At 65.7% G+C, this 21,141-nt stretch carries 26 protein-coding genes; 14 read left to right on the forward strand and 12 right to left on the reverse strand.

Going from position 1 to position 21,141, the window contains the following annotated elements; all coding sequences use genetic code 11:
• The first annotated feature begins 124 nt into the window (after window positions 1-124).
• The gene (locus BMY25_RS18010; RefSeq protein WP_092499249.1) at window positions 125-727 is read left to right on the forward strand and encodes a glutathione binding-like protein; all 603 of its coding nucleotides are present in this window, start codon (window positions 125-127) and stop codon (window positions 725-727) included.
• A 47-nt stretch (window positions 728-774) separates the two neighbouring features.
• On the opposite strand, the gene BMY25_RS18015 is transcribed toward BMY25_RS18010, so the two are convergent.
• Together BMY25_RS18015 and BMY25_RS18020 are read right to left on the reverse strand one after the other, a co-directional pair.
• The gene (locus BMY25_RS18015; protein WP_238858411.1) at window positions 775-1,800 is read right to left on the reverse strand and encodes an aldo/keto reductase; all 1,026 of its coding nucleotides are present in this window, start codon (window positions 1,798-1,800) and stop codon (window positions 775-777) included.
• Window positions 1,801-1,950: 150 nt separating this feature from the next.
• Window positions 1,951-3,726 (reverse strand): chloride channel protein, encoded by a 1,776-nt coding sequence (locus BMY25_RS18020; RefSeq protein WP_238858412.1) that lies wholly within the window; start codon window positions 3,724-3,726, stop codon window positions 1,951-1,953.
• Between the two features lie 412 nt (window positions 3,727-4,138).
• Between BMY25_RS18020 and BMY25_RS18025 the strand changes: the two genes are divergently transcribed.
• The 3 genes from BMY25_RS18025 to BMY25_RS18035 all read left to right on the forward strand — a co-directional run bounded on the left by BMY25_RS18025 (window position 4,139) and on the right by BMY25_RS18035 (window position 5,492).
• Window positions 4,139-4,615: a CYTH domain-containing protein gene (locus BMY25_RS18025; protein ID WP_092499253.1), complete on the forward strand. Its 477-nt coding sequence runs from the start codon at window positions 4,139-4,141 to the stop codon at window positions 4,613-4,615.
• 57 nt (window positions 4,616-4,672) lie between these two features.
• On the forward strand, window positions 4,673-4,990 hold the full coding sequence (hmuQ, locus tag BMY25_RS18030) for a heme-degrading protein HmuQ (RefSeq protein WP_092499255.1): 318 nt from the start codon (window positions 4,673-4,675) through the stop codon (window positions 4,988-4,990).
• Window positions 4,991-5,129: 139 nt separating this feature from the next.
• Window positions 5,130-5,492, forward strand: a complete 363-nt coding sequence (locus BMY25_RS18035) for a hypothetical protein (RefSeq protein WP_092499257.1) — start codon at window positions 5,130-5,132, stop codon at window positions 5,490-5,492.
• Between the two features lie 31 nt (window positions 5,493-5,523).
• Here the strand turns inward: BMY25_RS18035 and BMY25_RS18040 are convergent, their stop codons facing one another.
• The 6 genes from BMY25_RS18040 to BMY25_RS20925 form a co-directional block, all read right to left on the reverse strand.
• Complete coding sequence (locus BMY25_RS18040) at window positions 5,524-6,402, reverse strand: 3-hydroxybutyryl-CoA dehydrogenase (RefSeq protein WP_092499259.1); 879 nt, start codon at window positions 6,400-6,402, stop codon at window positions 5,524-5,526.
• A gap of 124 nt (window positions 6,403-6,526) precedes the next feature.
• Window positions 6,527-7,471, reverse strand: coding sequence for an electron transfer flavoprotein subunit alpha/FixB family protein (locus BMY25_RS18045; protein ID WP_092499261.1), 945 nt, complete (start codon window positions 7,469-7,471; stop codon window positions 6,527-6,529).
• A 12-nt stretch (window positions 7,472-7,483) separates the two neighbouring features.
• On the reverse strand, window positions 7,484-8,233 hold the full coding sequence (locus tag BMY25_RS18050) for an electron transfer flavoprotein subunit beta/FixA family protein (protein ID WP_092499263.1): 750 nt from the start codon (window positions 8,231-8,233) through the stop codon (window positions 7,484-7,486).
• A gap of 82 nt (window positions 8,234-8,315) precedes the next feature.
• Window positions 8,316-8,879 (reverse strand): hypothetical protein, encoded by a 564-nt coding sequence (locus tag BMY25_RS20555; RefSeq protein WP_143062040.1) that lies wholly within the window; start codon window positions 8,877-8,879, stop codon window positions 8,316-8,318.
• 50 nt (window positions 8,880-8,929) lie between these two features.
• Window positions 8,930-9,508 carry a cob(I)yrinic acid a,c-diamide adenosyltransferase gene (locus tag BMY25_RS18055; RefSeq protein WP_092499265.1) on the reverse strand — a complete coding sequence of 193 codons (579 nt, stop codon included), beginning with the start codon at window positions 9,506-9,508 and terminating at the stop codon, window positions 8,930-8,932.
• A 53-nt stretch (window positions 9,509-9,561) separates the two neighbouring features.
• Window positions 9,562-10,176, reverse strand: coding sequence for an acyloxyacyl hydrolase (locus BMY25_RS20925; RefSeq protein ID WP_177176929.1), 615 nt, complete (start codon window positions 10,174-10,176; stop codon window positions 9,562-9,564).
• 262 nt (window positions 10,177-10,438) lie between these two features.
• On the opposite strand from BMY25_RS20925, the gene BMY25_RS18065 reads away from it, so the two are divergent.
• The gene (locus BMY25_RS18065; protein ID WP_177176930.1) at window positions 10,439-11,713 is read left to right on the forward strand and encodes an outer membrane protein; all 1,275 of its coding nucleotides are present in this window, start codon (window positions 10,439-10,441) and stop codon (window positions 11,711-11,713) included.
• Window positions 11,714-11,824: 111 nt separating this feature from the next.
• Here BMY25_RS18065 and BMY25_RS18070 read toward each other — a convergent pair whose 3' ends face one another.
• Together BMY25_RS18070 and BMY25_RS18075 are read right to left on the reverse strand one after the other, a co-directional pair.
• The gene (locus tag BMY25_RS18070) at window positions 11,825-12,247 is read right to left on the reverse strand and encodes a hypothetical protein (RefSeq protein ID WP_092499269.1); all 423 of its coding nucleotides are present in this window, start codon (window positions 12,245-12,247) and stop codon (window positions 11,825-11,827) included.
• Window positions 12,244-12,468, reverse strand: a complete 225-nt coding sequence (locus BMY25_RS18075) for an AbrB/MazE/SpoVT family DNA-binding domain-containing protein (protein ID WP_143062041.1) — start codon at window positions 12,466-12,468, stop codon at window positions 12,244-12,246. Before BMY25_RS18075 ends, BMY25_RS18070 begins: the two co-directional genes overlap by 4 nt.
• Window positions 12,469-12,590: 122 nt before the next feature.
• Here BMY25_RS18075 and BMY25_RS18080 point away from each other — a divergent pair, with 122 nt between their 5' ends.
• Complete coding sequence (locus tag BMY25_RS18080) at window positions 12,591-13,388, forward strand: gamma-glutamyl-gamma-aminobutyrate hydrolase family protein (protein WP_092499273.1); 798 nt, start codon at window positions 12,591-12,593, stop codon at window positions 13,386-13,388.
• 16 nt (window positions 13,389-13,404) lie between these two features.
• Here the strand turns inward: BMY25_RS18080 and BMY25_RS18085 are convergent, their stop codons facing one another.
• The gene (locus BMY25_RS18085) at window positions 13,405-14,316 is read right to left on the reverse strand and encodes a LysR family transcriptional regulator (RefSeq protein ID WP_092499275.1); all 912 of its coding nucleotides are present in this window, start codon (window positions 14,314-14,316) and stop codon (window positions 13,405-13,407) included.
• A 144-nt stretch (window positions 14,317-14,460) separates the two neighbouring features.
• On the opposite strand from BMY25_RS18085, the gene BMY25_RS18090 reads away from it, so the two are divergent.
• The 6 genes from BMY25_RS18090 to hemH all read left to right on the forward strand — a co-directional run bounded on the left by BMY25_RS18090 (window position 14,461) and on the right by hemH (window position 18,747).
• On the forward strand, window positions 14,461-14,925 hold the full coding sequence (locus BMY25_RS18090) for a MarR family winged helix-turn-helix transcriptional regulator (RefSeq protein WP_177176931.1): 465 nt from the start codon (window positions 14,461-14,463) through the stop codon (window positions 14,923-14,925).
• A gap of 71 nt (window positions 14,926-14,996) precedes the next feature.
• The gene (gluQRS, locus tag BMY25_RS18095) at window positions 14,997-15,938 is read left to right on the forward strand and encodes a tRNA glutamyl-Q(34) synthetase GluQRS (RefSeq protein ID WP_092499333.1); all 942 of its coding nucleotides are present in this window, start codon (window positions 14,997-14,999) and stop codon (window positions 15,936-15,938) included.
• Window positions 15,939-15,975: 37 nt separating this feature from the next.
• A complete protein-coding gene (locus tag BMY25_RS18100; RefSeq protein ID WP_092499279.1) occupies window positions 15,976-16,815 on the forward strand; it encodes an SDR family NAD(P)-dependent oxidoreductase in 840 nt (279 codons plus the stop codon).
• Between the two features lie 14 nt (window positions 16,816-16,829).
• Window positions 16,830-17,366, forward strand: a complete 537-nt coding sequence (locus BMY25_RS18105) for a TspO/MBR family protein (RefSeq protein ID WP_092499335.1) — start codon at window positions 16,830-16,832, stop codon at window positions 17,364-17,366.
• Window positions 17,363-17,560 carry a twin transmembrane helix small protein gene (locus tag BMY25_RS18110; protein WP_092499281.1) on the forward strand — a complete coding sequence of 66 codons (198 nt, stop codon included), beginning with the start codon at window positions 17,363-17,365 and terminating at the stop codon, window positions 17,558-17,560. Before BMY25_RS18105 ends, BMY25_RS18110 begins: the two co-directional genes overlap by 4 nt.
• 158 nt (window positions 17,561-17,718) lie before the next feature.
• Window positions 17,719-18,747 (forward strand): ferrochelatase, encoded by a 1,029-nt coding sequence (gene hemH, locus BMY25_RS18115; RefSeq protein ID WP_092499337.1) that lies wholly within the window; start codon window positions 17,719-17,721, stop codon window positions 18,745-18,747.
• A gap of 32 nt (window positions 18,748-18,779) precedes the next feature.
• On the opposite strand, the gene BMY25_RS18120 is transcribed toward hemH, so the two are convergent.
• Complete coding sequence (locus tag BMY25_RS18120) at window positions 18,780-19,454, reverse strand: DedA family protein (RefSeq protein WP_238858413.1); 675 nt, start codon at window positions 19,452-19,454, stop codon at window positions 18,780-18,782.
• A 181-nt stretch (window positions 19,455-19,635) separates the two neighbouring features.
• On the opposite strand from BMY25_RS18120, the gene BMY25_RS18125 reads away from it, so the two are divergent.
• Both BMY25_RS18125 and BMY25_RS18130 read left to right on the forward strand, forming a co-directional pair.
• Window positions 19,636-20,667, forward strand: a complete 1,032-nt coding sequence (locus BMY25_RS18125) for an SPFH domain-containing protein (protein WP_092499341.1) — start codon at window positions 19,636-19,638, stop codon at window positions 20,665-20,667.
• Window positions 20,664-21,131, forward strand: a complete 468-nt coding sequence (locus tag BMY25_RS18130; RefSeq protein ID WP_092499284.1) for an NfeD family protein — start codon at window positions 20,664-20,666, stop codon at window positions 21,129-21,131. The genes BMY25_RS18125 and BMY25_RS18130 overlap by 4 nt, the downstream gene beginning before the upstream one ends.
• Window positions 21,132-21,141 lie beyond the last annotated feature (10 nt).

The raw sequence follows: 21,141 nt of genomic DNA on the forward strand, positions 1-21,141 counted from the left end.
CTGCAACCGCAGGGCCGATTGGAAGTTCCGATCCTGAAGAGGACACTTGGCCGCGCTCGCCCGACGTCTGCACGGGCTTCGCATCCCGGCCGCCTCTCCCGTGCAACGCTCGAGGAATTCCCGAATGAAGCTCTATTACTCTCCCGCAATGTCGTCGCTCTCCGAGCACATCGCTATCCTGGAGACCGGCATCGAATGCGACCTGGAAAAGGTCGACATGAAGAGCAAGACGACGGAAGACGGCCGCGACTTTCGCGAGATCAATCCCAAGGGGCAGGTGCCCGCCCTGCTGCTGGACGACGGCAGCGTGCTGACGGAGAACGCGGCGGTGCTGCAGTTCATCGGCGATCGTGCCGGCCGTGAGGACCTCGTGCCCAATCCCGGCACCATCGAGCGGGCGCGCTTCCAGGAATGGCTGAGCTTCATCGGCATGGAACTGCACAAGAACGCCAGCTGGGGCCTTCGCGCCGGCGACAATCAGGAGATCAAGCAGAAGGCGCGGACGCTTCTGGAAGAGCGCCTCGGCAACATGGAAAAGCTACTTGGCGAGCGCGACTTCCTGGTCGGCGAGGATTTCACGCTGGCCGATTGCTACGGCTTCTTCGCGCTTCGCATCATGGGCAAGCTGGACATCACGCTCGATCGCTGGCCGGCGCTGAAGAGCTATCACGACCGCGTCGCCGCGCGGCCGCATGTGCGGGAAGCGATGCAGGCGGAAGGGCTCTAGGCCCTCCCGTAGATAAGGAAGGGCGGCCTCGGGCCGCCCTTCTCGATTCAGGCCGCCGGCTTGACCGGACCCGATCCGGCACCGGTCCGCTCGATGGCTTTCGCGATCTCGTCCATGTCGGCCGAAGCGAGCTCCAGGCTCGCGGCATCCAGCCAGCCATCCACCTGAGCGGGCGAGCGTGCGCCGACGATCGCCGCCGTCACGCCCGGCCATGCGAGCGTCCAGGCGACAGCCACGGACGCGACGGAGGTGCCGTGCCGTTCGGCCACGGGCTTCAGCGCATCGGCGAGCGCGAGATTGCGCTCCAGTCCCTCGCCGGTGAACTCCGGGTTGCGCGAGCGCCAGTCGTTTTCCGGCAGCTTGGCCGCGCGCTCGCGGCTGAAGCTGCCGGTGAGCAGGCCCGATTGCATGGGGCTGTAGACGATGACGCCCGTCCGGTGTTCCTCGCACCAGGGCAGCTCGGCTTCCGCCACGCCGCGCTTGATCATGGAGAAGGGCGGCTGCAGCGTATCCACGTGGCCGAGCTTCTCGGCGGCCTTCAGTTGCGCGGCATTGTGGTTGGAGAGACCGGCGGCGCGGATCTTGCCGGCGTCGCGAAGGTCGAGCAGCGCCTGCCAGTAATCCTCGACCGGCGTGTTGTCGGCCGGCGGCCAGTGCATCTGGTAAAGGTCGATGCGCTCCACGCCGAGGCGCTTCAGCGATGCGTCGCAGTCCGCCTTGATGCGGGCGGGATCGCCGACGCGCTTTGCCGGCGCCTTGCGGTCGTTCTCGTCCCAGACCAGCCCGCATTTGGTGAAGATGTAGGGCCGCTCGTCCGCCGGCATGTCGCGCACGGCCCGGCCGACGATTTCCTCGGAATGACCGAGGCCATAGACGGCCGCCGTGTCGATCCAGTTGATGCCTCGGTCGACGGCATGGCGGATCGCGTCCACCGAGGCCTGGTCGTCCTGGTCGCCCCAGCCGACGGCCCAGTCACCGCCGCCGATGGCCCAGGCGCCAAAGCCGACGCGGGTGATCTGCATGCCGGTGGTGCCGAAGGGGCGGGTGGGAAGGTCGGTCTTTTGATCGGGCACGGGAACTCCTGATGCTGCGATGAGATCTGGGATGAGATCTGGATCGATCCGGCTGGACGCCGGGGATCATCCATTGAATAGGGCGGAGACGACGACCGCCAAGCCTGCCGACGATCCGGCTGCCGCCGCCAGCGCCTCGGCAGGAAGCGCTCAGCCCTCCCGGCCGGGCTCGATGCTGACCGCCGCCCGGCCTTCGTCGCGGGCCCAGGTCTCGCCGGAGAGTTCGCGCCGAGCCTTGTCCAGCTCTTCCGTGTAGCGGCGAAGCGCATGCGCCTCGGTGAGGAAGCCCACGACGTTGCGGCCGGGCGCGGACACGACGGCCAGCGCCTCGCTTTCCGATTTTTCAAAGATGACGGCGGCCTGCTTGATGTTCATCCAGGGCAGGAGGACGCTTTCCCGGGTGCGCAGGATGGTGCGGACGGTCGCCGTATCAGCGGTTTCGTCCAGAGAAGCCAGATGTGCCTCCGCCACGTCGACGATGCCGGCATACTGGCTTTCGCCATCGGTCGCGACGACGCGCTGGGTGGACCCGAGGGGGAAGGCCCGGCGGAATTCCCTGACGGTCATGTCGGCGCTGATGGTGCGCACGTCCTTTCGCATCAACCGCGAGACGGTGAGCGCCCGCATCCAGCCGACGTCGTGGGCGCCGCGGATGGACTCGCCGCGCAGATGCAGCCGCCACGTCGCGAAGGAATAGCCGAAGGTCTTGCGCACGGTCAGCGACACGACGGCGGCCGTCGCCAGCACCGCGACGGACAGCGGCAGGTCGCCGGTCGTCTCCAGTGCAAGGAATCCCATGGTAAGCGGGCCGCCGACGATCGCCACCGCCAGCCCGGTCATGCCGATCGTGGCGGCGACGATCGGATCGGGCGCGAGCTCGGGCGCATAGAGCACGATCAGCCCGGCATAGAGGCGGCCGAGCAGCGATCCCAGAAACAGCGAGGCGAAAAAGAGGCCGCCGCGAAAGCCGGAGCCCAGCGAGATGGCGGAAGCGCAGGCCTTGAGGAGCAGCACCAGCGCGAGCATGCCGAGCGCCGGCTTCTCCGTCGCCATCAGCTGGTAGAGAGCGCCGTGCCCGGCGGAAAGCACCTGCGGCGTGATCAGCGCCATGGCTCCCAGAGCGAGGCCGCCGATCGCCGGGCGGATCAGTACGGGGATGCGGCTTTTCTGGAAGAACTCCTCCAGGAGCGTCGCGCCGCGCATGATGGCGACGCCCGCGCCGGCGCAGAGGATAGCCAGCAGCACCAGCATGGTGAGCTCGGGCAGGCCGATGGCGGTGGCAGAATCGATGTGGCCGAGATGGTGCGGCTCCGATCCGAGCGCCTGCGCGACGAGCACGCCGCTGATCGCCGCGCCCACGATCGGCGCCAGGCTGGAGATTGTATAGGTGCCCACGATCAACTCGAAGGCATAGAAGGCGCCCGTCAGCGGCGCGCCGAACGCGGCGGCGATGGCGCCGGCCGAGCCGCAGCCCACCATGATGCGCATGTCGCTGCGGCGAAGGCTGAAGGCGGAACCCAGCCGGGAGGCGATGCCCGAGCCGATCTGCGTATAGCCCGCCTCCAGCCCGACGGAGGCGCCGAAGCCGTTCGAGATCACCGTCTGCACCGTGATCAGGATGCTGTCGGTCAGCGACATCTGACCGCCATGCAGGGCGTTCGCCTCGATGGGATCGACGGGCCGACGCTGCCGCCAGCGGACGATGGAGCGGGTGAAGAGGGCGAGCAGGAGGCCGCCGATGGCCGGCACGAAGATGGAGACGCCGAGTTTCAGCGAAGCCATCGCGCTGAGATATTCGCCGTCCTCAAGCCCGAACAGCACGGCATGGAGCCAGTTCGCGGCGTAGCTGGCGACGACCACCATCAAGCCGGCGATGGCGCCGACCACCAGCGCCATGAAGACGAGCCAGATCTCGCTCCGTCGCACGAGCGCGCGGAATCCCGCGGGTATCGCAAGCCGCGCGCGCTGTGCAGAAACTGTGGGATCCGAGGTAACCATGGCCCGCCAGGGCAGAAGTCAGGAAAGGATGCGCAGGGGCATTATCACCCTACGCATTAAGAGAGTACTTACCGGCTCTTTCATGTTCATCAAATAAAATCCGGTTCTTCTTGCCAGGATTTCGCGCAACCTCTGGATCATTCAGGCCAAAAGCGAGGCCAAACCGGGGTGATCATCGGGCCGGAGACCGGGGCCGGATACCGGGGCTGGAGATCGCACTGGAGATCGGGCAGGCGCTTTGCTGGAGGCGCAGGCGTTTTGCGGGAGGCGTTGTGAGGGAACGGCGCGCGCTCCCCCTCGTTCCACGCGCAGGATCGCCAATTCGCCAAACGGAGGACATATGCCGCTGGAGATCGAGCGCAAGTTTCTGGTCCGGGACGACCGATGGCGCGACGGCGCGACAAGCGAGCGCTACTGCCAGGGCTATCTCAGCAAGGGAAAGGCGACCGTGCGGGTGCGGCGCGCCGGCGACCGCGCCTATCTCACGGTCAAGGGGGAGCCGGACGGGATCTCACGCCCGGAATACGAATACGAGATCCCCGTCGATCATGCGCAGAGCATGCTCCACGCGCTGTGCGACGGGCCGCTGATCGAGAAGACCCGCCACGAGATCCGGCATGACGGGCTGCTCTGGCAGGTCGATGAATTCGCCGGGGCCAATTCCGGGTTGATCGTGGCGGAGGTCGAACTCAGCCATCCCGACCAGGCGATCTCCTTGCCCGAATGGATAGGCGAGGAAGTGACAGACGACCCGCGCTATTATAATTCCGCCTTGGCAACGAACCCGATGGGAAGCGAGGCGGAGCGCAGCGCCTGATATTCAGGAATGCCTCCGGGCCATCCTTCAGCACCGGCCGAACGGAGTGACAACCGCATGTACATCGCCATGAACCGCTTCAAGGTCGCCAAGGGATCGGAGGCCGATTTCGAAACCGTCTGGCGGGAGCGCGATTCGCATCTGCAGGATCTGCCGGGCTTCGTCGAGTTCCACCTGCTGCGCGGACCGGAGCGCGAGGACCATACGCTTTATGCCTCGCACACCGTGTGGGAAAGTCCCCGCCACTTCGAGGACTGGACGCGGTCGGATGCCTTCCGGCAGGCGCATGCGAACGCCGGCAACCATCGGCCGACCTACCTCGGCCGGCCCGAATTCGAGGGCTTCGAGGCCGTGCAGGTGATCACGCGGGAGTGATCCCAAAGGGGGCGCATACCCCCTCCGGCGTATCAATCCTGCACGAGGGTGGGATAACCCTTGTGATGCCCCATATTCCCGTTGGCGAAACCCGTTCGAATCGGGTCAGCCAGAACCACGCTTGTTGTTTGGGGTGGGCATGAAACGCGTTCTTCTGGTTCTCATGCTTCTCACGCCGGGTCTGGCCACTGCCCAGGCCGCGGACCTGACGGGCTCCGCCGACACCGGCGCAGTCATCCGCGGCATCGGCCGATTCTGCGCAGCCCATGCGAAGGACGCGGCGGAAAGCCCCGCGCGCTGTCGGCGGGAGCAGACGGACGCCCTGCACGCGACATCCGAAATGCTGGATGCCGGGAAAGATGACCCGGACTGGCTCGACCGTGTTTTCTCCTGCATCGGCCGCTGGACGGCGGACGAAAAGGATCAATGGCAGGTGAACTGGGTAGCCGTGACGGATTGCTGGTCGGACGGCCGGCTCCAGAGCGAAAAGGCCCCGGGCTGATCGGGGCCCGGGGCCGGCTTCTTCCCCAGGCTCAGCGCGTGGGGACCGGCGTCGGCCCGCGATAATCGTAGAAGCCGCGGTTTGCCTTGCGGCCGAGCCAGCCGGCCTCGACATATTTCACCAGGAGCGGGCAGGGGCGATACTTGGAATCCGCCAGCCCTTCGTAGAGCACCTGCATGATCGACAGGCAGGTATCGAGGCCGATGAAATCCGCCAGCTGGAGCGGGCCCATTGGGTGGTTGGCGCCGAGCCGCATGGCGTTGTCGATGGCGTCGACCGTGCCCACGCCTTCGTAGAGCGTGTAGATCGCCTCGTTGATCATCGGCAGCAGGATGCGGTTGACGATGAAGGCCGGGAAGTCCTCGGCGACCGAGATCTTCTTGTTCAGCTCCATCACGAAAGCCCGGGCGGCCTCGAAGGTCTCGTCGTCGGTGGCGATGCCGCGCACGAGCTCGACCAGGTCCATCAGCGGCACCGGATTCATGAAATGAATGCCGATAAAGCGTTCCGGCCGGTCGGTTGCAGCCGCCAGCCGGGTGATGGAGATCGTTGAACTGTTGGTGGCGATGACGGCGCCGGGTTTCAGCACCGCGCAAAGCTCGGTGTAGATGCCGCGTTTCAGCGCCTCGTTTTCCGTCGCCGACTCGATGACGAGGTCGGCGTCCGCCAGCGCGTCGTAGGTCGACGCGGGCTTGATCCGGGACCAGGCGGCTTGCCGCTGCTCCTCGGTGATCCGTCCGGAGGCGACCTGGCGCGCCAGATTGCCGTCCACGGTCGCCATGCCGGCTTCGACACGCTCGCGCGAGACGTCGTTCAGCAGGACGTCGAATCCTGCCATGGCGCAGACATGGGCGATACCGCTGCCCATCTGGCCTGCGCCGATAACCCCTACACGCGAGATCCTGTGCATCTTTCCCGCTGATCCTTTTGCTTGGAAAGCGGTATCAAAAACAAGATGTGCGATGCAACATAAAGAGGCAGCTAAATGGCAGCTGTGGCGATTATGCAATCATCGCCGCAGTGATCTTGCACCCTCAGCCGCGCTTCTTCAACTCTTCCGTCAAGGCCGGCACCAGCGCGAAGAGATCGCCGACCAATGCATAATCGGCGACCTGGAAGATCGGCGCTTCCTCGTCCTTGTTGATGGCGACGATAGTTTTCGCTTCCTTCATGCCCGCGAGATGCTGGATCGCGCCGGAAATACCGCAGGCGATATAAAGGTCCGGCGCCACGATCTTACCCGTCTGGCCGACCTGCCAGTCGTTCGGGGCGTAACCCGCATCGACGGCCGCGCGGGAGGCGCCGAGCGCCGCGCCAAGCGCATCGGCTAGCGGCAGCATGATCTCGGAGAACTTTTCCGCCGAGCCCAAGGCGCGGCCGCCGGAAACCACGATTCGAGCGGAGGCGAGATCCGGCCGATCGCTGGTGGAGAGCTTCTCCTCCACGAAGGCGGAAAGCCCGGAACCAGTCGCGGCCTCGACAGCTTCGATCGGAGACGGCCCATTGCCCCCCGGAGCGGGTGGGAAGGACGACGTGCGCACCGTCATCACGATCTTCGCTGCCGCCGAACGCACGGTCTGGATGGCGTTGCCGGCATAGACTGGGCGGCGGAAGGTATCGGGCGCGACGACCTCGATCACTTCGGACACCTGCATGACGTCGAGGAGCGCGGCGACGCGCGGCATGACGTTCTTGCCGGTGCTGGTGGCGGGGGCGACGAAAGCGTCATAGCCGGCGGCGAGCGCGACGATCGTATCGGCCAGCGGCTCCGGCAGGGCATGAGCGAGCGCGTCGGAATCGGCCAGCAGCACCTTGGCGACCCCGGCGAGCGAGGCCGCGGCTTCGGCCACGGCCCGGGCATCCTTGCCGGCGACGAGGATATGGATCTCGCCGCCCAGCGCCGTGGCGGCGGAGAGCGCGCGGGCGGTCGCCTCGTTCAGGGTCGAATTGTCGTGCTCGGCAATCAGCAGGGTGGTCATTCGCATATCCCTTTAGAGAACGCCGGCTTCGGACTTGAGCTTGTCAACGAGTTCGCCCACGGACCCGACCCGCACGCCGGCGGTGCGGCGCGACGGCTCCCGCGTCTCGATGATTTCGAGACGTGGCGTCACGTCGACGCCGAGATCAGCGGCGTTTTTCGTCTCCAGCGGCTTCTTCTTGGCTTTCATGATGCTCGGCAGCGAGGCGTAGCGCGGCTGGTTCAGGCCAAGCTCGGTGGTGACGATCGCCGGCAGTCGCAGTTTCACCGTCTGTAGGCCACCGTCGACCTCGCGCGTCACGGTCGCGCTGCCATCCGCCAACTCCAGCTTGGCGGCGAAGGTGCCCTGCGGCCAGCCGAGAAGGGCGGCCAGCATCTGCCCGGTCTGGTTGGCATCGTCGTCGATCGCCTGCTTGCCCAGGAACACGAGATCCGGCTTTTCCGCCTCGACGATCGCCTTCAGGATCTTGGCGACCGCCAGCGGCTCGACAGGGCCATCCGCCTGCACCAGGATGCCGCGATCGGCGCCCATGGCCAGCGCGGTGCGGATCGTGTCCTGCGCCTGCGCCGGGCCGATCGAGACGGCCACGATCTCCGTCGCGGTGCCGGCTTCTTTCAGGCGAACCGCTTCTTCGACCGCGATCTCGTCGAAGGGGTTCATCGACATCTTGACGTTGGCGGTCTCGACGCCGGAGCCGTCCGCCTTGACCCGAACCTTGACGTTGTAATCGATGACCCGCTTCACGGGGACGAGGATCTTCATGTGTTCACTCCGGGCCTGCAACGAGCGAGGTAGCCTTCGCGGCAGGCCGAATCAAGAACGCGATGGCAGAAGCGGCCGGATCTCAACGACTTGGCCTCTCAACTCCGAGTTCCAGAGGCTCGCGCTTGTAAGTGACAAGCGGAAACTCGGGTTCAAAGGACCCTTCTGCAAACGGCGCAGCAACAGATACTGAGCCTGACGGGATTCCAGCAGCAATGACGATCTCAGTGCCGTCAGCCCCGGACAGTACAAGACCGCATTCACTAATCACGTCGTCGTCTTCGTAGATAAGCTTCTGGATAATTCTCACAGAAAAAGGCAATATCTCTTGTTTTGACAAATACGACGCTATTGATTTTGATTCGCCTGCATCATTGGAATCCATACGAATATTGAGGGATCCAATCTCTTCCCAATCCACGATCTGAGTACAAGCAGACGAGAGCTCAAGGAATGTGTTGCTGTCTTCGAAGCACAACACAAATATCCAAGCAGCTTCGAATGTATGTTTGGGTGGCATCGCATAAGCAGCAATCCGATGAGAGTGCGTCAGGCCGCTGATGGATTCGAGATCGCCCCCTTCCAACTGAAATCGGAAGAGTTGTTTCCCTGCCAAGGTCAGTTCAGAAGTAATGAAGGGCTTCATGTGGCTCGTTCCGTTCGCTGGATTGTCCACCGACGCAAGGCAGTGGAGGCTCACCGGTTCTGGCCGGGCACCCACAAGACGTCGGCGTTGCCGTGGTCGTTCACCCAGCGGCTTGCCACGAAGAAGAAATCCGACAGCCGGTTCATGTAGCGCACCGCCGGGTCGCCGACCTGCTCGCCCTCGGCCTTCAGCGCCACCATCAGCCGCTCGGCGCGTCGCGACACGGTGCGGGCCAAGTGCAGGGCGGCGGAGGCCCTGCTGCCGCCGGGCAGCACGAAGGAGCGCAGCGGCTGCAGGTCGGCGTTCAGCCCGTCGATGTCGCGCTCGATCCGGTCGACCTGCGATCCGACGATGCGCAGCGGCTCGAAGGCGACCGGCTTGCCGTCATCCGGGTTGGCAAGATCGGCGCCGAGATCGAAGAGGTCGTTCTGGATGCGTGACAGCATGGCATCCAGTTCGGAGAAATCCTCGGTGAGCTCGGCGCGCGCGAGGCCAACCGTCGCGTTGGTCTCGTCGACGGTGCCGTAGGTCTCGATGCGGAGATCGTGCTTGCGGCGGCGCTCGCCATTGGCCAGCGCGGTAGTGCCGTCATCGCCGGTGCGGGTGTAGATCTTGTTCAGGACAACCATCCAGCCTTTTTAGGCCAAGCGCACCGAAGGGCAAGATGGCGGCGACCCGCTTCTCAGAAGCGATATCCGACCGCCAGTCCCGCATGCGTCAGCCCGGAATTCTTGTCGCACAGGCTCGCATCGGAGGCATGGTCGATGGAGGCCAGCACGTCCCAGTGGCGGCCGACCCGATAGCCGATGCCCGCCGTCTCGCGGAATAGAACGCGGCAGCCGAGTTCGTTGCCATGGTCGTACCAGGGCTGGCTCAGCTTGCCATCGTGCCAGGTGCCGCCGAAGCTCGTTTCGAAGAACAGACCGTGCGTCAGGCTGAAGTCCCAGGTCAGCCCGGCATAGGCCTCATTGGTGCCGCCATCCGTGGCGATCGTTCCGCCGACATGCGGGCGCGGGCGCAGTAACTCGTCCCAGAAGAGGTTCGTGTGCTCGGGGAAGGGCGAGGCGAACAGGACCTCCGGATTGACGAAGACGTCGTCCTCGCGGTCGCGCGTATAAAAGACGTTGGCGCTCGCGCCGAGCCGGAATTCGCTCACGATATTGGCGAGGGGCGCGGCGGAATCGGCGTTGAAGCGCTGAGCGTCCGGCGGGAGGTCGGCCGCTCCGGCCGGCGCGGCGGCACTGGCGGCCAGAGCGGAAGCGCAGGCGAGAAGCAAGACCGGGAACGAGCGAATCATTGAGACACTCTGCTGATGATGCAGGAGCGGAGGAGGCATTCGCTTGCAGGCCCTGTCAATGCGGCGCCCCGGGCCCAGAAGGGCATGTCGGAGACGTATCAGGCGGAGTGTCACGACCGCACCGGGATCGACGGGTCCTCGGTTCCGTTTTGAAACCGAAATGTCACATCGCCCCGAAAAGGACCGGAACCGGCGTTTGAGCTTTGGCTTCGGCCGGGCCGGGCTGTAGGTTCGCCGCAACAACATGTCGGCGGAGACGTTGATGAAAGTTTCGTTTGGGCTGATGGCACTTTGCCTCGCCACCACTACACTGGCCGGACAGGCATTCGCGGCCGATCTCCCGCAGCCGGTCGATGCACCGATCATCACCCAGCTGTCGCCCGCTTCGACGTGGGCCGGGTTCTATGCCGGTGTGTTCTATGGCGGTGCCGCGACCACCTTTCATACCAAGCAGGGCAGTTCCAAGTCCAACACCGAGTACGGCCAGACCGGCGGCGGCCTGATCGGCTACAACTTCCAGTCCGGCCGCTTCGTCTACGGTCCGGAAGCCGATATCGGTCTGCACGTCGTGCGCGGCACCAATGGCGGTGGCGACGACCTCGCGGCGTCGGATGTCGACTCCATGTACAGCGCGCGCCTGCGGGCCCGTCTCGGCTACGACATGGGCTCCATCATGCCCTTCATCGCCGGCGGTGTCGCGATGAACGAGACCTACCAGCACGATCCGAACGCGGAATATGGCGACGTGCAGCGCCTGTGGGGCTGGACGGCCGGCGCCGGCGTCGACTGGAAGCTGAACGCACCGGTGCTCGGCTCCGTCGTCCTGCGTGGCGAATATGTCTACGAAGGCTACCCGGAAGAGACGTTCCGCTATGGCGGTCAGTCCTTCAAGACGCGTGAGGACACCCATATCGTCCGTGCGGCTGTGATCTGGCGTCCGGGCGAGAAGACCGAGACCCCGACCGAGACCAACACCGGCAATGTCGACTGGGCCGGCGCCTATGGCGGTCTGCTCGGTGGCGGCAGCTGGGCCAAGACCCACACCAAGGGTAACGGCGGGAGCACCAGCTTCGACGCCGATGGCGGCCTCGGCGGCATCTATCTCGGCTACAACTACATGTTCGGCAACTGGCTGCTCGGCGCGGAAGGCGACATCTCGCTTGCCGATCTCACCGGCAGCGGCGACATTCCCGGCGGTGGCGACGACCATTACCGCGGCAATGTGGATGCCGACCTGCGCCTGCGCGCCGGCTACGCCGTCGGCCGCTTCCTTCCCTTTGTCGCCGGCGGCGTGAACTTCGCCCGCAGCGAGCAGAAGGACGAGGACACGGGTTCGGAGAAGGGTCGCGTGCCGACCGATTCCTGGACCGTCGGCGGCGGCCTCGACTACAAGCTGACCGACCACGTCTCGGTGCGCGGCGAATATCGCTACGCCTCGACCCTGAAGTCCGTCCGGCTGCCGGTCGATGATTGCAATTGCCGTCAGGACCAGGATTCCCACACGGTCCGCTTCGGCGCTGCCTACCACTTCCAGTAAGCCTGGGCTCAGAACGCCGGGTACGGTCTTCCGCACCCGCTCCATTCCAACAGGCGCGATCTTCAGATCGCGCCTGTTTTCGTTTCGGCCGTCGCTGCGCGCGGAGCCCGGCTATTGATCCTGCTGGGGAACGAGATAGGCCGCGTCCGGCGGCGCTGCCTTTTTGCGGAACCAGCGGCCGATATCAGCCGCATCGACGGCGCCGCCATCGATCTGTCCGATGAGGCTGCGGACCTCGTCATTGGATGCGTCGATGCGGAAGTCGTTCATCAGCAGAAACGTGCCGGCGACGACGAAGCCGGTTTCGGAATTCCGGGAGCGGAAGGGCTTGCGCCCGGCAAGGCCCGCGAGATAGCCGGCGGCGAGGTCGTGGATGGTCACGTCGGGCAGGTCGGCCATCCGCTCCACTTCGACCAGCACGCCGGCAAGCTCCGACGATTCCCCGTTCTGCCCGGTATCGGCGTCGCCACCCTTGCCGGCCTGCCGCCGATTGATGGCCTCGACGGTCCGGGGGCTGATCCATTTCCAGCTCACTGCGTCGACCCTCCGGCGAGGGCGGGAAAGCGTTCCATGACGCGCTCGGCAAAGCGCATCTGCTCGTCCAGCGTCGCATCGAAAGGGGTGATCCTGAGATCGTCGCCCGCGCGGATCAGGCTGAGCTCCGTCGCCTCCGTCAGCCCCATGGCGGCGACGAGTTCATCGGGAAGCAGCAGGCCGATCCCGTTTGCCATTCTGGTGGGTTTGAGCCGATACACGCGCAATCTCCCTGATATTCCCTGTCATAATCGGACCGTGGGACGCTTGTTCCCGTCCGCGGCTTTGCGGCTGACACGCGGGCGAGGGAGCACTACACAGAAGCGGCAAACCGGATCGCTCCATGTCTCCCGCTGCTTCTTCATCCGCTTCTGTCCCTGGCCCCTCTCCCGCCGACAGGCCGCCGCTGGTGCTGGTATCCGCCGACGTTCGTCCGGCGGACGGCTATGTCTGGCATGCGGCGCCCGACACCTATCTTCGTGCCATGACCCATATCGGGGCGATCCCGATGGTGCTGCCGTCGATGCCGGGGCGCATCGACCTGGAAGCGGCACTGAAGCGCGTCGACGGCGTCCTTCTCACGGGCTCGCGATCCAACGTGCATCCCTCGCTTTACGGGGTGGAGTCCAGCGAGCGGCATGAACCCTTCGACCGCGAGCGCGATGCGGTGACGCTGCCGCTGATCCGGCTCGCCATCCGAAAGGGCATCCCGCTGCTGGCGATCTGCCGGGGCTTCCAGGAGTTGAACGTCGCGCTGGGCGGCAGTCTGGTCACCGAGGCGCAGGAGCGGCCGGGCTCGCTGGACCATCGCTCGCCGGTTTCCGAGGACCGCGACGTGCGGTTCGGCCTGGCGCATGAGGTGGATTTCGAGGCGGACGGTCTTTTCGCCGGAATGGTCCGGACCTGCCGCGCCCGCGTGAACTCGCTGCACCGGCAGGCGGTGGATCGGCTCGCATCCGGACTGACGGTGGAGGCACGGGCGCCGGACGGCACGGTGGAGGCGGTGCGGGTCACCGATGCTCCGGCCTTCGCCGCCGGCGTGCAATGGCATCCGGAATACTGGGCGGAGAGCGACGCCACGTCGGAGGCGATCCTGCGCGCCTTCGCCGGCGCGATGCGCCGGCGCATGGAAGCGCGCTGAGGCAGGCGGACCGTCGCTAGGAGGTCGTGCGGCCAGCCTTGCGCTCGCGGTCGACCCAGGCGGCGAGGTGGTCGATGAAGACCCGGAGCTTCGCCGGCATCCGGTCGCGGTGGGGGTAGACCGCGTAGACGCCCAGTTCCTGCAACTCGTAATCGTCCAGCACGACCAGCAGGCGGCCGGCTTCCACCTCGTGCTGCACGACGAGCCAGGGTTCCCGGGCAAAGCCGAGGCCCACGCGGGCCGCGTGCATGCCCGCGATCGGGCTGTTGGCGGTGATGCGGCCGGAAACCGTGACCGTGAACTTCTGCCCCTCGTCCTGATACGGCCAGTTCGCCTTGGTCAGGAGATTGGTGTCGATGATGCAGGGCATGCCCACCAGTTCGGAGGGGTGTTCGGGGCGGCCATAGGTAGCGATGGCTTCCGGCGAGGCGACCGTGGCGATGCGGAAGTCCGAGAGCTTTCTCGCGATCAGGCTGGAATCGGAAAGCGACGAGATGCGGATCGCGACGTCGAAGCCTTCCTCGACGAGATCGACGAAGCGGTCCTCCAGGCTGAGCTCGATTCGGATATCGGGATAGGACGCGGCGAATTCCATGATGCTGCGGCTGAGGAAGTTCTCGCCGATGGCGCGCGGCATGGAGATGCGCAGCCGGCCGCGCGGGTTGGAGTTCGTCGCCTCGATCGCCTCGCGCAGATGCGCCACGCGGGTCAGCACCTCCTGCGCCTCGCCGAGCACGACCTCTCCGGCTTCCGTCAGGGAAAACTGCCGAGTCGTACGGTTCAGGAGGCGGGCGCCGAGTTCCTCCTCCAGTTCGGAGACGTATTTGGACATCAGCGCCTTGGAATGCCCGGTGCTGCGGGCGGCCGCGGAAAAGCCACCGGAATTCACCACGGCGATGAAGGCCTGCATGCGCGTGATCGTATCCATCGTTCACCCGTCCTGAAACAGCTGTCGTGACTAGCAGGGAATCAATCGCAAGACGCGCCCAATCGGGCAGAAGCTTATCAAATGAAAAGGAGTCGTCCGCCGCTTTCCCTTAGATATCTAGTTAATAACAGAGGGAACATTGCGATGACTGAAACGGCCATTTCTCTTCTGCTCCGCGTTGCCAAATCCCATCGCTCCAAGCGGGCTTCCGCTCTCGCCTCGCGTGCGCTGCACCCCGGACAGGATTCCGTGCTGCTGCTTCTCGACGGGCAGGATGGCTGCACGATGGGGGATGTCGCGGTCTCGCTTGGCGTCCAGCCGCCGACCGTCACCAAGCTGGTCGGCCGCCTGATCGCCGCGGGCCTCGTCCGGCGCCACGGGGTTGCCGGCGACCAGCGCAAGGCGGCGGTGTTCCTGACCGAAAGTGGGCGCCAGGAAGTAGATGCTATCCAGAAGATCTGGGTGGCGATCGCCGAGACTGCCCTGAACGGCATACCGCTTGACCATCAAGACGCGCTCCGGGATGCTCTGACCCGAATGGACTGCAACCTGGACGGGCGGACCATGCCGCGTGAGTACATGCCTGTACAAGCGCCGATCATGGCCTGACCGCCGGAGATCAACCAGGGCGAAGCGTGCCTGAAGCTGTTACCGATCTGGAGAAACCGGAAACGATCCCGCTGGCCCTGCGCAGCGCCGGGCAGCCGACGTTTCGCTTCGCGCCGAGCCCGAACGGCTACCTGCATCTGGGCCACGCTTATTCCGGATGCCTGAACGAAGCGGCGGCGCTTGCCGCGTCCGGCCGCTTTCTCCTGCGCATAGAGGATATCGACCGTGTCCGCGCCCGGCCGGAATACGAACTGGCCATCCTGCAGGACCTCGCCTGGCTCGGCCTCGACTGGGAACGTCCGGTGCTGCGCCAGAGCGACCGCTTCGACGCCTACCGGCGAGCGCTGGCCGAACTGGACCGGCTTGGCCTCATCTATCCCGCAACGCTGAGCCGGGCGGAAATCCAGGCGGCGGTGTCGGCTGAGGAAGCGGGTGGGCAGGCATGGCCGCGCGATCCGGACGGCGCGCCGCTCTATCCCGGGCGCGAGCGTGAATGGTCGAACTCCCGGCGGCGCGAGGTGCGGGAAGGAGGTGCTCCCTTCGCCCTCCGCCTCGACATGAAGCGGGCCCTTGCCGCGCTCGCGGGACGTGGGACGCTTCGCTGGCGGGAGCGGAACCCGCTGTTTCCCGCCGATCCCGACGTGAGCTTTTCCGCCGACCCGGCGCGCTGGGGCGACGTGGTCCTCGCGCGCAAGGAAACACCGGCGAGCTACCATCTTTCCGTGGTGGTGGACGATGCTTTCCAGGGCGTCACGCATGTCGTGCGCGGCGAGGATCTCAGGCCCGCGACTTCGGTGCACCGGCTGTTGCAGGTGCTGCTCGGCCTGCCCGAGCCGCTCTATCACCATCACCCGCTGATCCTCGACGAGTTCGGCCAGAAGCTTTCCAAATCGCGCGGCTCGGAATCGCTTCGCGCCCTCCGGCTGGCCGGCCGCAAGGCGGATGAGATCCGCGCGGCGATCGGCACGCCCCTCGCCCTTGCGCCCCAGGAGCCGAGCCCTGTCCTGTCCTGATCTGTTCTGATCGGGACGAACCGGCTATTCGGAAGAGATGACAGATCCCAAGACGATCCTGATCACCGGCTGTTCGTCCGGCATCGGCGAGGCCTGCGCGACGGGAATGAAGGCGAGGGGCTGGCGGGTCTTCGCCACCGCGCGGAATGCCGCCGATCTCGCCCGGCTGACGGAGGCGGGGCTGGAGGCGCTCTATCTCGATTACCGCGAGCCGGACTCCATCGGCGCCGCGTTCGAGGCGGTGATGGAAGCCACCGGCGGCAGGCTCGACGCGCTCGTCAATAACGGCGCCTATGCCCAGCCCGGCGCGCTGGAGGATCTGAGCCTCGCGGCGCTGCGCGAGCAGTTCGAGACGAACTTCTTCGGCTGGCACGAGTTGACCCGGCTGGCGATCCCCGTCATGCGGCGGCAGGGCTCGGGCCGCATCGTCATGGTGTCCTCCATCCTCGGCCTCTTCGCCATGGGCTTTCGCGGCGCCTACAGCACGACGAAATTCGCCATCGAGGCCTATTGCGACACGCTGCGCATCGAGCTTGCCGGCAGCGGCATCCAAGTCAGCGCCATCGAGCCCGGCCCGATCGCGTCCCGCATCGGCCAGAACTCGATCCTGGCCTTCCACCGTCATATCGATCCCGAAACCTCCGTTCACCGGAGCTATTACCGGCGGCGGCTGAAGGGGCTGGAAAGCGGCGGCAACACACGCGGGCAGCTCGGTCCCGAGGCCGTGCTGAAGGTGCTGGTCCACGCCGCGGAAGCCCGCCATCCGCGCCCGCAATATTTCGTCACCTACCCTACCCACCTGATGGGGGCGCTCAGGCGGCTCCTGCCGAAGCGGGTTCTCGACCGCAGCGCGATCAGATCGAGCCGGAACTCATGACGAGGCGCAGCTCGATGAACGGGGTCGCGGACCCGGCGAGGGCCGGCGTGGCGGAGAAGCCGGCACCCGCCTTCTCCGGTCGTTCGCTGCTTGTCCTCCTGCTGTCACTGGCGATCTGCGGCGCGGTGGCGGTGAGCGCCAGCCTTGTCACCATCCCGCAAATTCCCGGCTGGTACGCCACCCTGCGGAAGCCTTTCTTCCAGCCGCCGAACTGGCTTTTCGGGCCGGCCTGGACCGTGCTCTACGTCATGATGGCGGTGGCGGTCTGGCAGGTCTGGCGGCGGCGATCCCCGCTGACGGGGAAGGCCATTGGCCTCTATGCGCTGCAACTCGCCTTCAACATGGGCTGGTCCTTCGTCTTTTTCGGCGCCCACCTTCTGCCGGCCTCGTTCGCCGTGATCGTGGTGCTGGAAGCGTTGATCCTCTGGACCATAAGCCTCTTCGGCAGGATCGACCGGGCCGCCATGCTGCTGCTTATCCCCTATGCGGTTTGGGTCGCCTATGCGACGATGCTCGATCTTTCCATCGTCGTGCTGAACGGGACACCATGAGCACCGTCATCATCCCGGCCATGATCGGCCTCGTGTTCCTGATCCTGCTTGCCGGGCTCTGGAACATGATGAAGGGGGGGCATCCCAACCGGTCGCAGAAGCTGATGCAGATGCGCGTGCTGGCCCAGTTCGCCGCTATCGTCCTGATCATGGCGACGCTCTGGTTCCGTTCCCATGCCGGCGCGCCCGGCTGAGACGCGGATCGCGGCCCGGGCGCCCTGCCGCTGGACAGAGTGTCCCGCCAGCCGTGCTTGGAAATCACCGGCACTTTGGCCTATTTGTCCCGGACAGGAGGCCCTGAATGGTGCTCGAAGCTGATCTGATTTCCCCCGGCACCGGCAAGCGCGCCGCGATGCGCGAGGTCAAGCCGCCGGCCGACCATCCCCCGCTGAAGGCCAGGCGCATCGGCGTGCTGCTGGTCAATCTCGGGACACCCGACGGCACGACCTACTGGCCGATGCGCCGCTACCTCGGCGAATTCCTGTCCGACCGGCGCGTGATCGAGGCGCCGCGCGCGATCTGGCAGCCGATCCTCCAGGGCATCATCCTGAGCACGCGACCGAAGAAGAGCGGCGCGCTCTATGCCTCCATCTGGAACAAGGAGCGGGATGAATCGCCGCTCAGGACGATCACGCGCGAGCAGGGCGAGAAGCTCGCGGCCGAGCTTGCGGCGGAGGAAGAGGTGACCGTCGACTGGGCGATGCGCTACGGCACCCCGTCCATCGTGGAGCGCATGAACGCCTTGCAGGCGCAGGGCTGCGAGAAGATCCTCGTCTTCCCGCTTTATCCGCAATACAGCGCGACCACGACGGCGACGGTCAACGACAAGGCCTTCGAGGCGCTGATGAAGATGCGCTGGCAGCCGGCGCTACGCACCGTGCCGCCCTACCATGACGACCCGGCCTATATCGACGCGCTGGCGGAGAGCGTCGAGCAGCATCTCGCGAAGCTGGATTTCGAGCCGGAAGTGGTGATCGCCTCCTATCACGGCCTGCCGCAATCCTATTTCCGCAAGGGCGACCCCTATCACTGCCACTGCCAGAAGACGACGCGGCTCCTGCGGGAGACGCTGGACTGGCCGAAGACGCGGCTGATCGCGACGTTCCAATCCCGCTTCGGGCCGGAGGAATGGTTGCAGCCCTATACCGACAAGACGATCGAGCAGCTCGCCAAGGACGGCGTGAAGCGCATCGCCGTGCTCAATCCCGGCTTCGTCGCCGACTGCCTGGAAACGCTGGAAGAAATCGCCGTGCAGAACCGCGAGGTCTTCCTGCACCATGGTGGCGAGAAGTTCAGCCACATCCCCTGCCTGAACGCCAGCGCCGGAGGCATGCGCGTCATCACCAAGATGGTGATGCGGGAATTGCAGGGCTGGCTCTGAGGGCCGCTGCCCTCCGGTAATCGGTCAGGTCTTCAGGGATTGACCGGTCGGCGGCCGCCGACCGGCTTTTCCGCCACAAGCGGACCGGGAAAGGCGGCCTCCGCCTTCACCTCCAGCTGCTTCTCGTGGCGGCGGAAGAACCACAGGCTGGCGCTGATGATCAGCAGCGCCAGCACGAGCAGCCCGATCGCGACGGGACTGCCGTAGCGGTTGATCTGCGCGCCGAGATAATAGCAGCCGATGCCATAGAGGCAGGCCCAGACGATGCTCGCCACGAGATTGGCAAGGCCGAAGCGCTGCCACGACATCTGGTTGGCGCCGGCGAGCAGGCCCACGATGGCGCGCAGGATGATGACGAAGCGCCCGACGAAGACGATGGCGTTGCCGTATTCCGCAAAGAGATAGCGCCCCACCTTGAGCCTTTTCGGCGGGAGGTGAATGTAGGAGCCGTAGCGCGCCAGCACGGGCAGGCCCACGCGCTTGCCGATCCAGTGGGCGATGCTGCCGCCGAGCGCGCCTGCGAGCGCTGCCGTGATGATGACGCTGACCGGCGAGATCTGGTGCGTGGAGCCCGCGAACAGCGATGCCGCGATCAGCGCCGTCTCGCCGGGCAGCGGCAAGCCGATGCTCTCCAGCAGGATGAAGCCGAAAACGAGCCAGAGGCCGTAATGGCCGATCAGGTCGATGATCGCTTGGTGATCGAGCACGTCGGGGGAACTCCTGCCCTCCGAGGTCGGCGGTGAGGCCGGCAGGGAAGGCCGGAGGGGCTGTCGCGCTTACCGCATCCGCCGACTTTATGCACCCGAAATCGCCTTGTGGCGACCGATGGCCGCGACAAGATGCCTCAAAGGCGATAGGAGAACAGGCAAGATGATGGTGGAGGAAACAATGACCGGCTTCGATATCGCCGTGATCGTGCTCGTCGCGCTGGTGGTGATCGTTCTGATCTCGGCGGTGAAGACTGTTCCGCAGGGTTACAATTATACGATCGAGCGCTTCGGGCGATACACGGGCACGCTGTCGCCGGGCCTGAACATCATCACCCCCTTCATCGACCGCGTCGGCGCGCGCATGAACATGATGGAAACGGTTCTGGAAGTGCCGAGCCAGGAAGTCATCACCCGCGACAACGCGACGGTGACGGCGAACGGCATCACCTTCTTCCAGGTTGTGAGCGCGCCGCAGGCCGCCTACGAGGTGAACAACCTCCAGAACGCGATCCTGAACCTCACCATGACCAATATCCGCTCCGTCATGGGCTCGATGGACCTCGACCAGCTCCTGTCCAACCGCGACGAGATCAACGAACGGTTGCTTCGCGTCGTCGATGCCGCCGCCTCGCCCTGGGGCGTGAAGATCACCCGCATCGAGATCAAGGACATCGACCCGCCGCGCAACCTCGTGGATTCCATGGCGCGGCAGATGATGGCGGAACGCGAGAAGCGCGCCGCGATCCTGGAAGCGGAAGGCAAGCGCGCGGCGGAGATCCTCAAGGCGGAGGGGCAGAAGCAAGGGCAGATCCTCGAAGCCGAGGGCCGGCGCGAGGCGGCGTTCCGCGACGCCGAGGCGCGCGAGCGGCAGGCGGAGGCGGAGGCCAAGGCGACGGCGCTGGTCAGCGTCGCGATCGCCGAGGGCGACGTGCAGGCGATCAACTACTTCGTCGCCCAGCGCTATGTCGATGCGCTCAAGGAATTCGCCCGTTCGCCGAACCAGAAGACCTTCATGCTGCCGGTGGAGGCTTCGTCGCTGATCGGCGCGCTCGGCGGCATCTCTGAGATTGCCCGCGACGCTTTCGCGGCCCGGAACGACGGGTCCCGTAACGAGGGTGCGGAGCGGCCGGTCGAAAGACCCGCGCGCCGGCCTACCCGGATCGTGCCGCCCACGGGCACCAATGTGCCGAACCCGCCGGAATTTCCATGATCGAAACCGTCCTCTCCCTGCTGGGCGGCTGGACCTGGTGGGTCCTCGGTCTCGTCCTGCTGGCGGTCGAGGCATTGGCACCCGGTCTGTTCTTTATCTGGTTCGGCATCGCGGCGATGCTGATCGGCGTCAGCGCGCTGGTCGTGCCCTGGCCGTGGCAATGGCAGGTACTGGGCTTCGCGGCGCTGTCGGTGGCGATCGCGCTCGCGGCTCGCCACTTCTTCGGCTACGGGGCGGCCCAGCCCGCCGATCCCACGCTGAACCGCCGTGCCGACCGGCTCGTCGGCCGTGCGTTCACGCTGGCCGAGCCGCTTCACGACGGCGTCGGGCGCATTCGGGTCGATGACACGATGTGGCGCGTCACGGGGCCGGACCTCCCGATGGGCGCCCGGGTGCGCGTCAGCGCGGCGGAGGGGGCGACATTGCACGTGGTTCCCGAAGATCCGTCTGCCGGACCCGCCTAGCGTTTTTCCC

The organism is Faunimonas pinastri (genome assembly GCF_900110915.1).
Taxonomy (GTDB): Bacteria; Pseudomonadota; Alphaproteobacteria; order Rhizobiales; family Afifellaceae; genus Faunimonas; species Faunimonas pinastri.

Bases quoted from the DNA above. Each gene is read 5' to 3' on its own strand.
- BMY25_RS18010 (WP_092499249.1), top strand. From the start codon at position 125: ATGAAGCTCTATTACTCTCCCGCAATGTCGTCGCTCTCCGAGCACATC.
- BMY25_RS18025 (WP_092499253.1), top strand. From the start codon at position 4,139: ATGCCGCTGGAGATCGAGCGCAAGTTTCTGGTCCGGGACGACCGATGG.
- hmuQ (WP_092499255.1), top strand. From the start codon at position 4,673: ATGTACATCGCCATGAACCGCTTCAAGGTCGCCAAGGGATCGGAGGCC.
- BMY25_RS18035 (WP_092499257.1), top strand. From the start codon at position 5,130: ATGAAACGCGTTCTTCTGGTTCTCATGCTTCTCACGCCGGGTCTGGCC.
- BMY25_RS18040 (WP_092499259.1), bottom strand. From the start codon at position 6,402: ATGCACAGGATCTCGCGTGTAGGGGTTATCGGCGCAGGCCAGATGGGC.
- BMY25_RS18045 (WP_092499261.1), bottom strand. From the start codon at position 7,471: ATGACCACCCTGCTGATTGCCGAGCACGACAATTCGACCCTGAACGAG.
- BMY25_RS18050 (WP_092499263.1), bottom strand. From the start codon at position 8,233: ATGAAGATCCTCGTCCCCGTGAAGCGGGTCATCGATTACAACGTCAAG.
- BMY25_RS20555 (WP_143062040.1), bottom strand. From the start codon at position 8,879: ATGAAGCCCTTCATTACTTCTGAACTGACCTTGGCAGGGAAACAACTC.
- BMY25_RS18055 (WP_092499265.1), bottom strand. From the start codon at position 9,508: ATGGTTGTCCTGAACAAGATCTACACCCGCACCGGCGATGACGGCACT.
- BMY25_RS20925 (WP_177176929.1), bottom strand. From the start codon at position 10,176: ATGATTCGCTCGTTCCCGGTCTTGCTTCTCGCCTGCGCTTCCGCTCTG.
- BMY25_RS18065 (WP_177176930.1), top strand. From the start codon at position 10,439: ATGAAAGTTTCGTTTGGGCTGATGGCACTTTGCCTCGCCACCACTACA.
- BMY25_RS18080 (WP_092499273.1), top strand. From the start codon at position 12,591: ATGTCTCCCGCTGCTTCTTCATCCGCTTCTGTCCCTGGCCCCTCTCCC.
- BMY25_RS18085 (WP_092499275.1), bottom strand. From the start codon at position 14,316: ATGGATACGATCACGCGCATGCAGGCCTTCATCGCCGTGGTGAATTCC.
- BMY25_RS18090 (WP_177176931.1), top strand. From the start codon at position 14,461: ATGACTGAAACGGCCATTTCTCTTCTGCTCCGCGTTGCCAAATCCCAT.
- BMY25_RS18100 (WP_092499279.1), top strand. From the start codon at position 15,976: ATGACAGATCCCAAGACGATCCTGATCACCGGCTGTTCGTCCGGCATC.
- BMY25_RS18105 (WP_092499335.1), top strand. From the start codon at position 16,830: ATGAACGGGGTCGCGGACCCGGCGAGGGCCGGCGTGGCGGAGAAGCCG.
- BMY25_RS18110 (WP_092499281.1), top strand. From the start codon at position 17,363: ATGAGCACCGTCATCATCCCGGCCATGATCGGCCTCGTGTTCCTGATC.
- hemH (WP_092499337.1), top strand. From the start codon at position 17,719: ATGCGCGAGGTCAAGCCGCCGGCCGACCATCCCCCGCTGAAGGCCAGG.
- BMY25_RS18125 (WP_092499341.1), top strand. From the start codon at position 19,636: ATGACCGGCTTCGATATCGCCGTGATCGTGCTCGTCGCGCTGGTGGTG.
- BMY25_RS18130 (WP_092499284.1), top strand. From the start codon at position 20,664: ATGATCGAAACCGTCCTCTCCCTGCTGGGCGGCTGGACCTGGTGGGTC.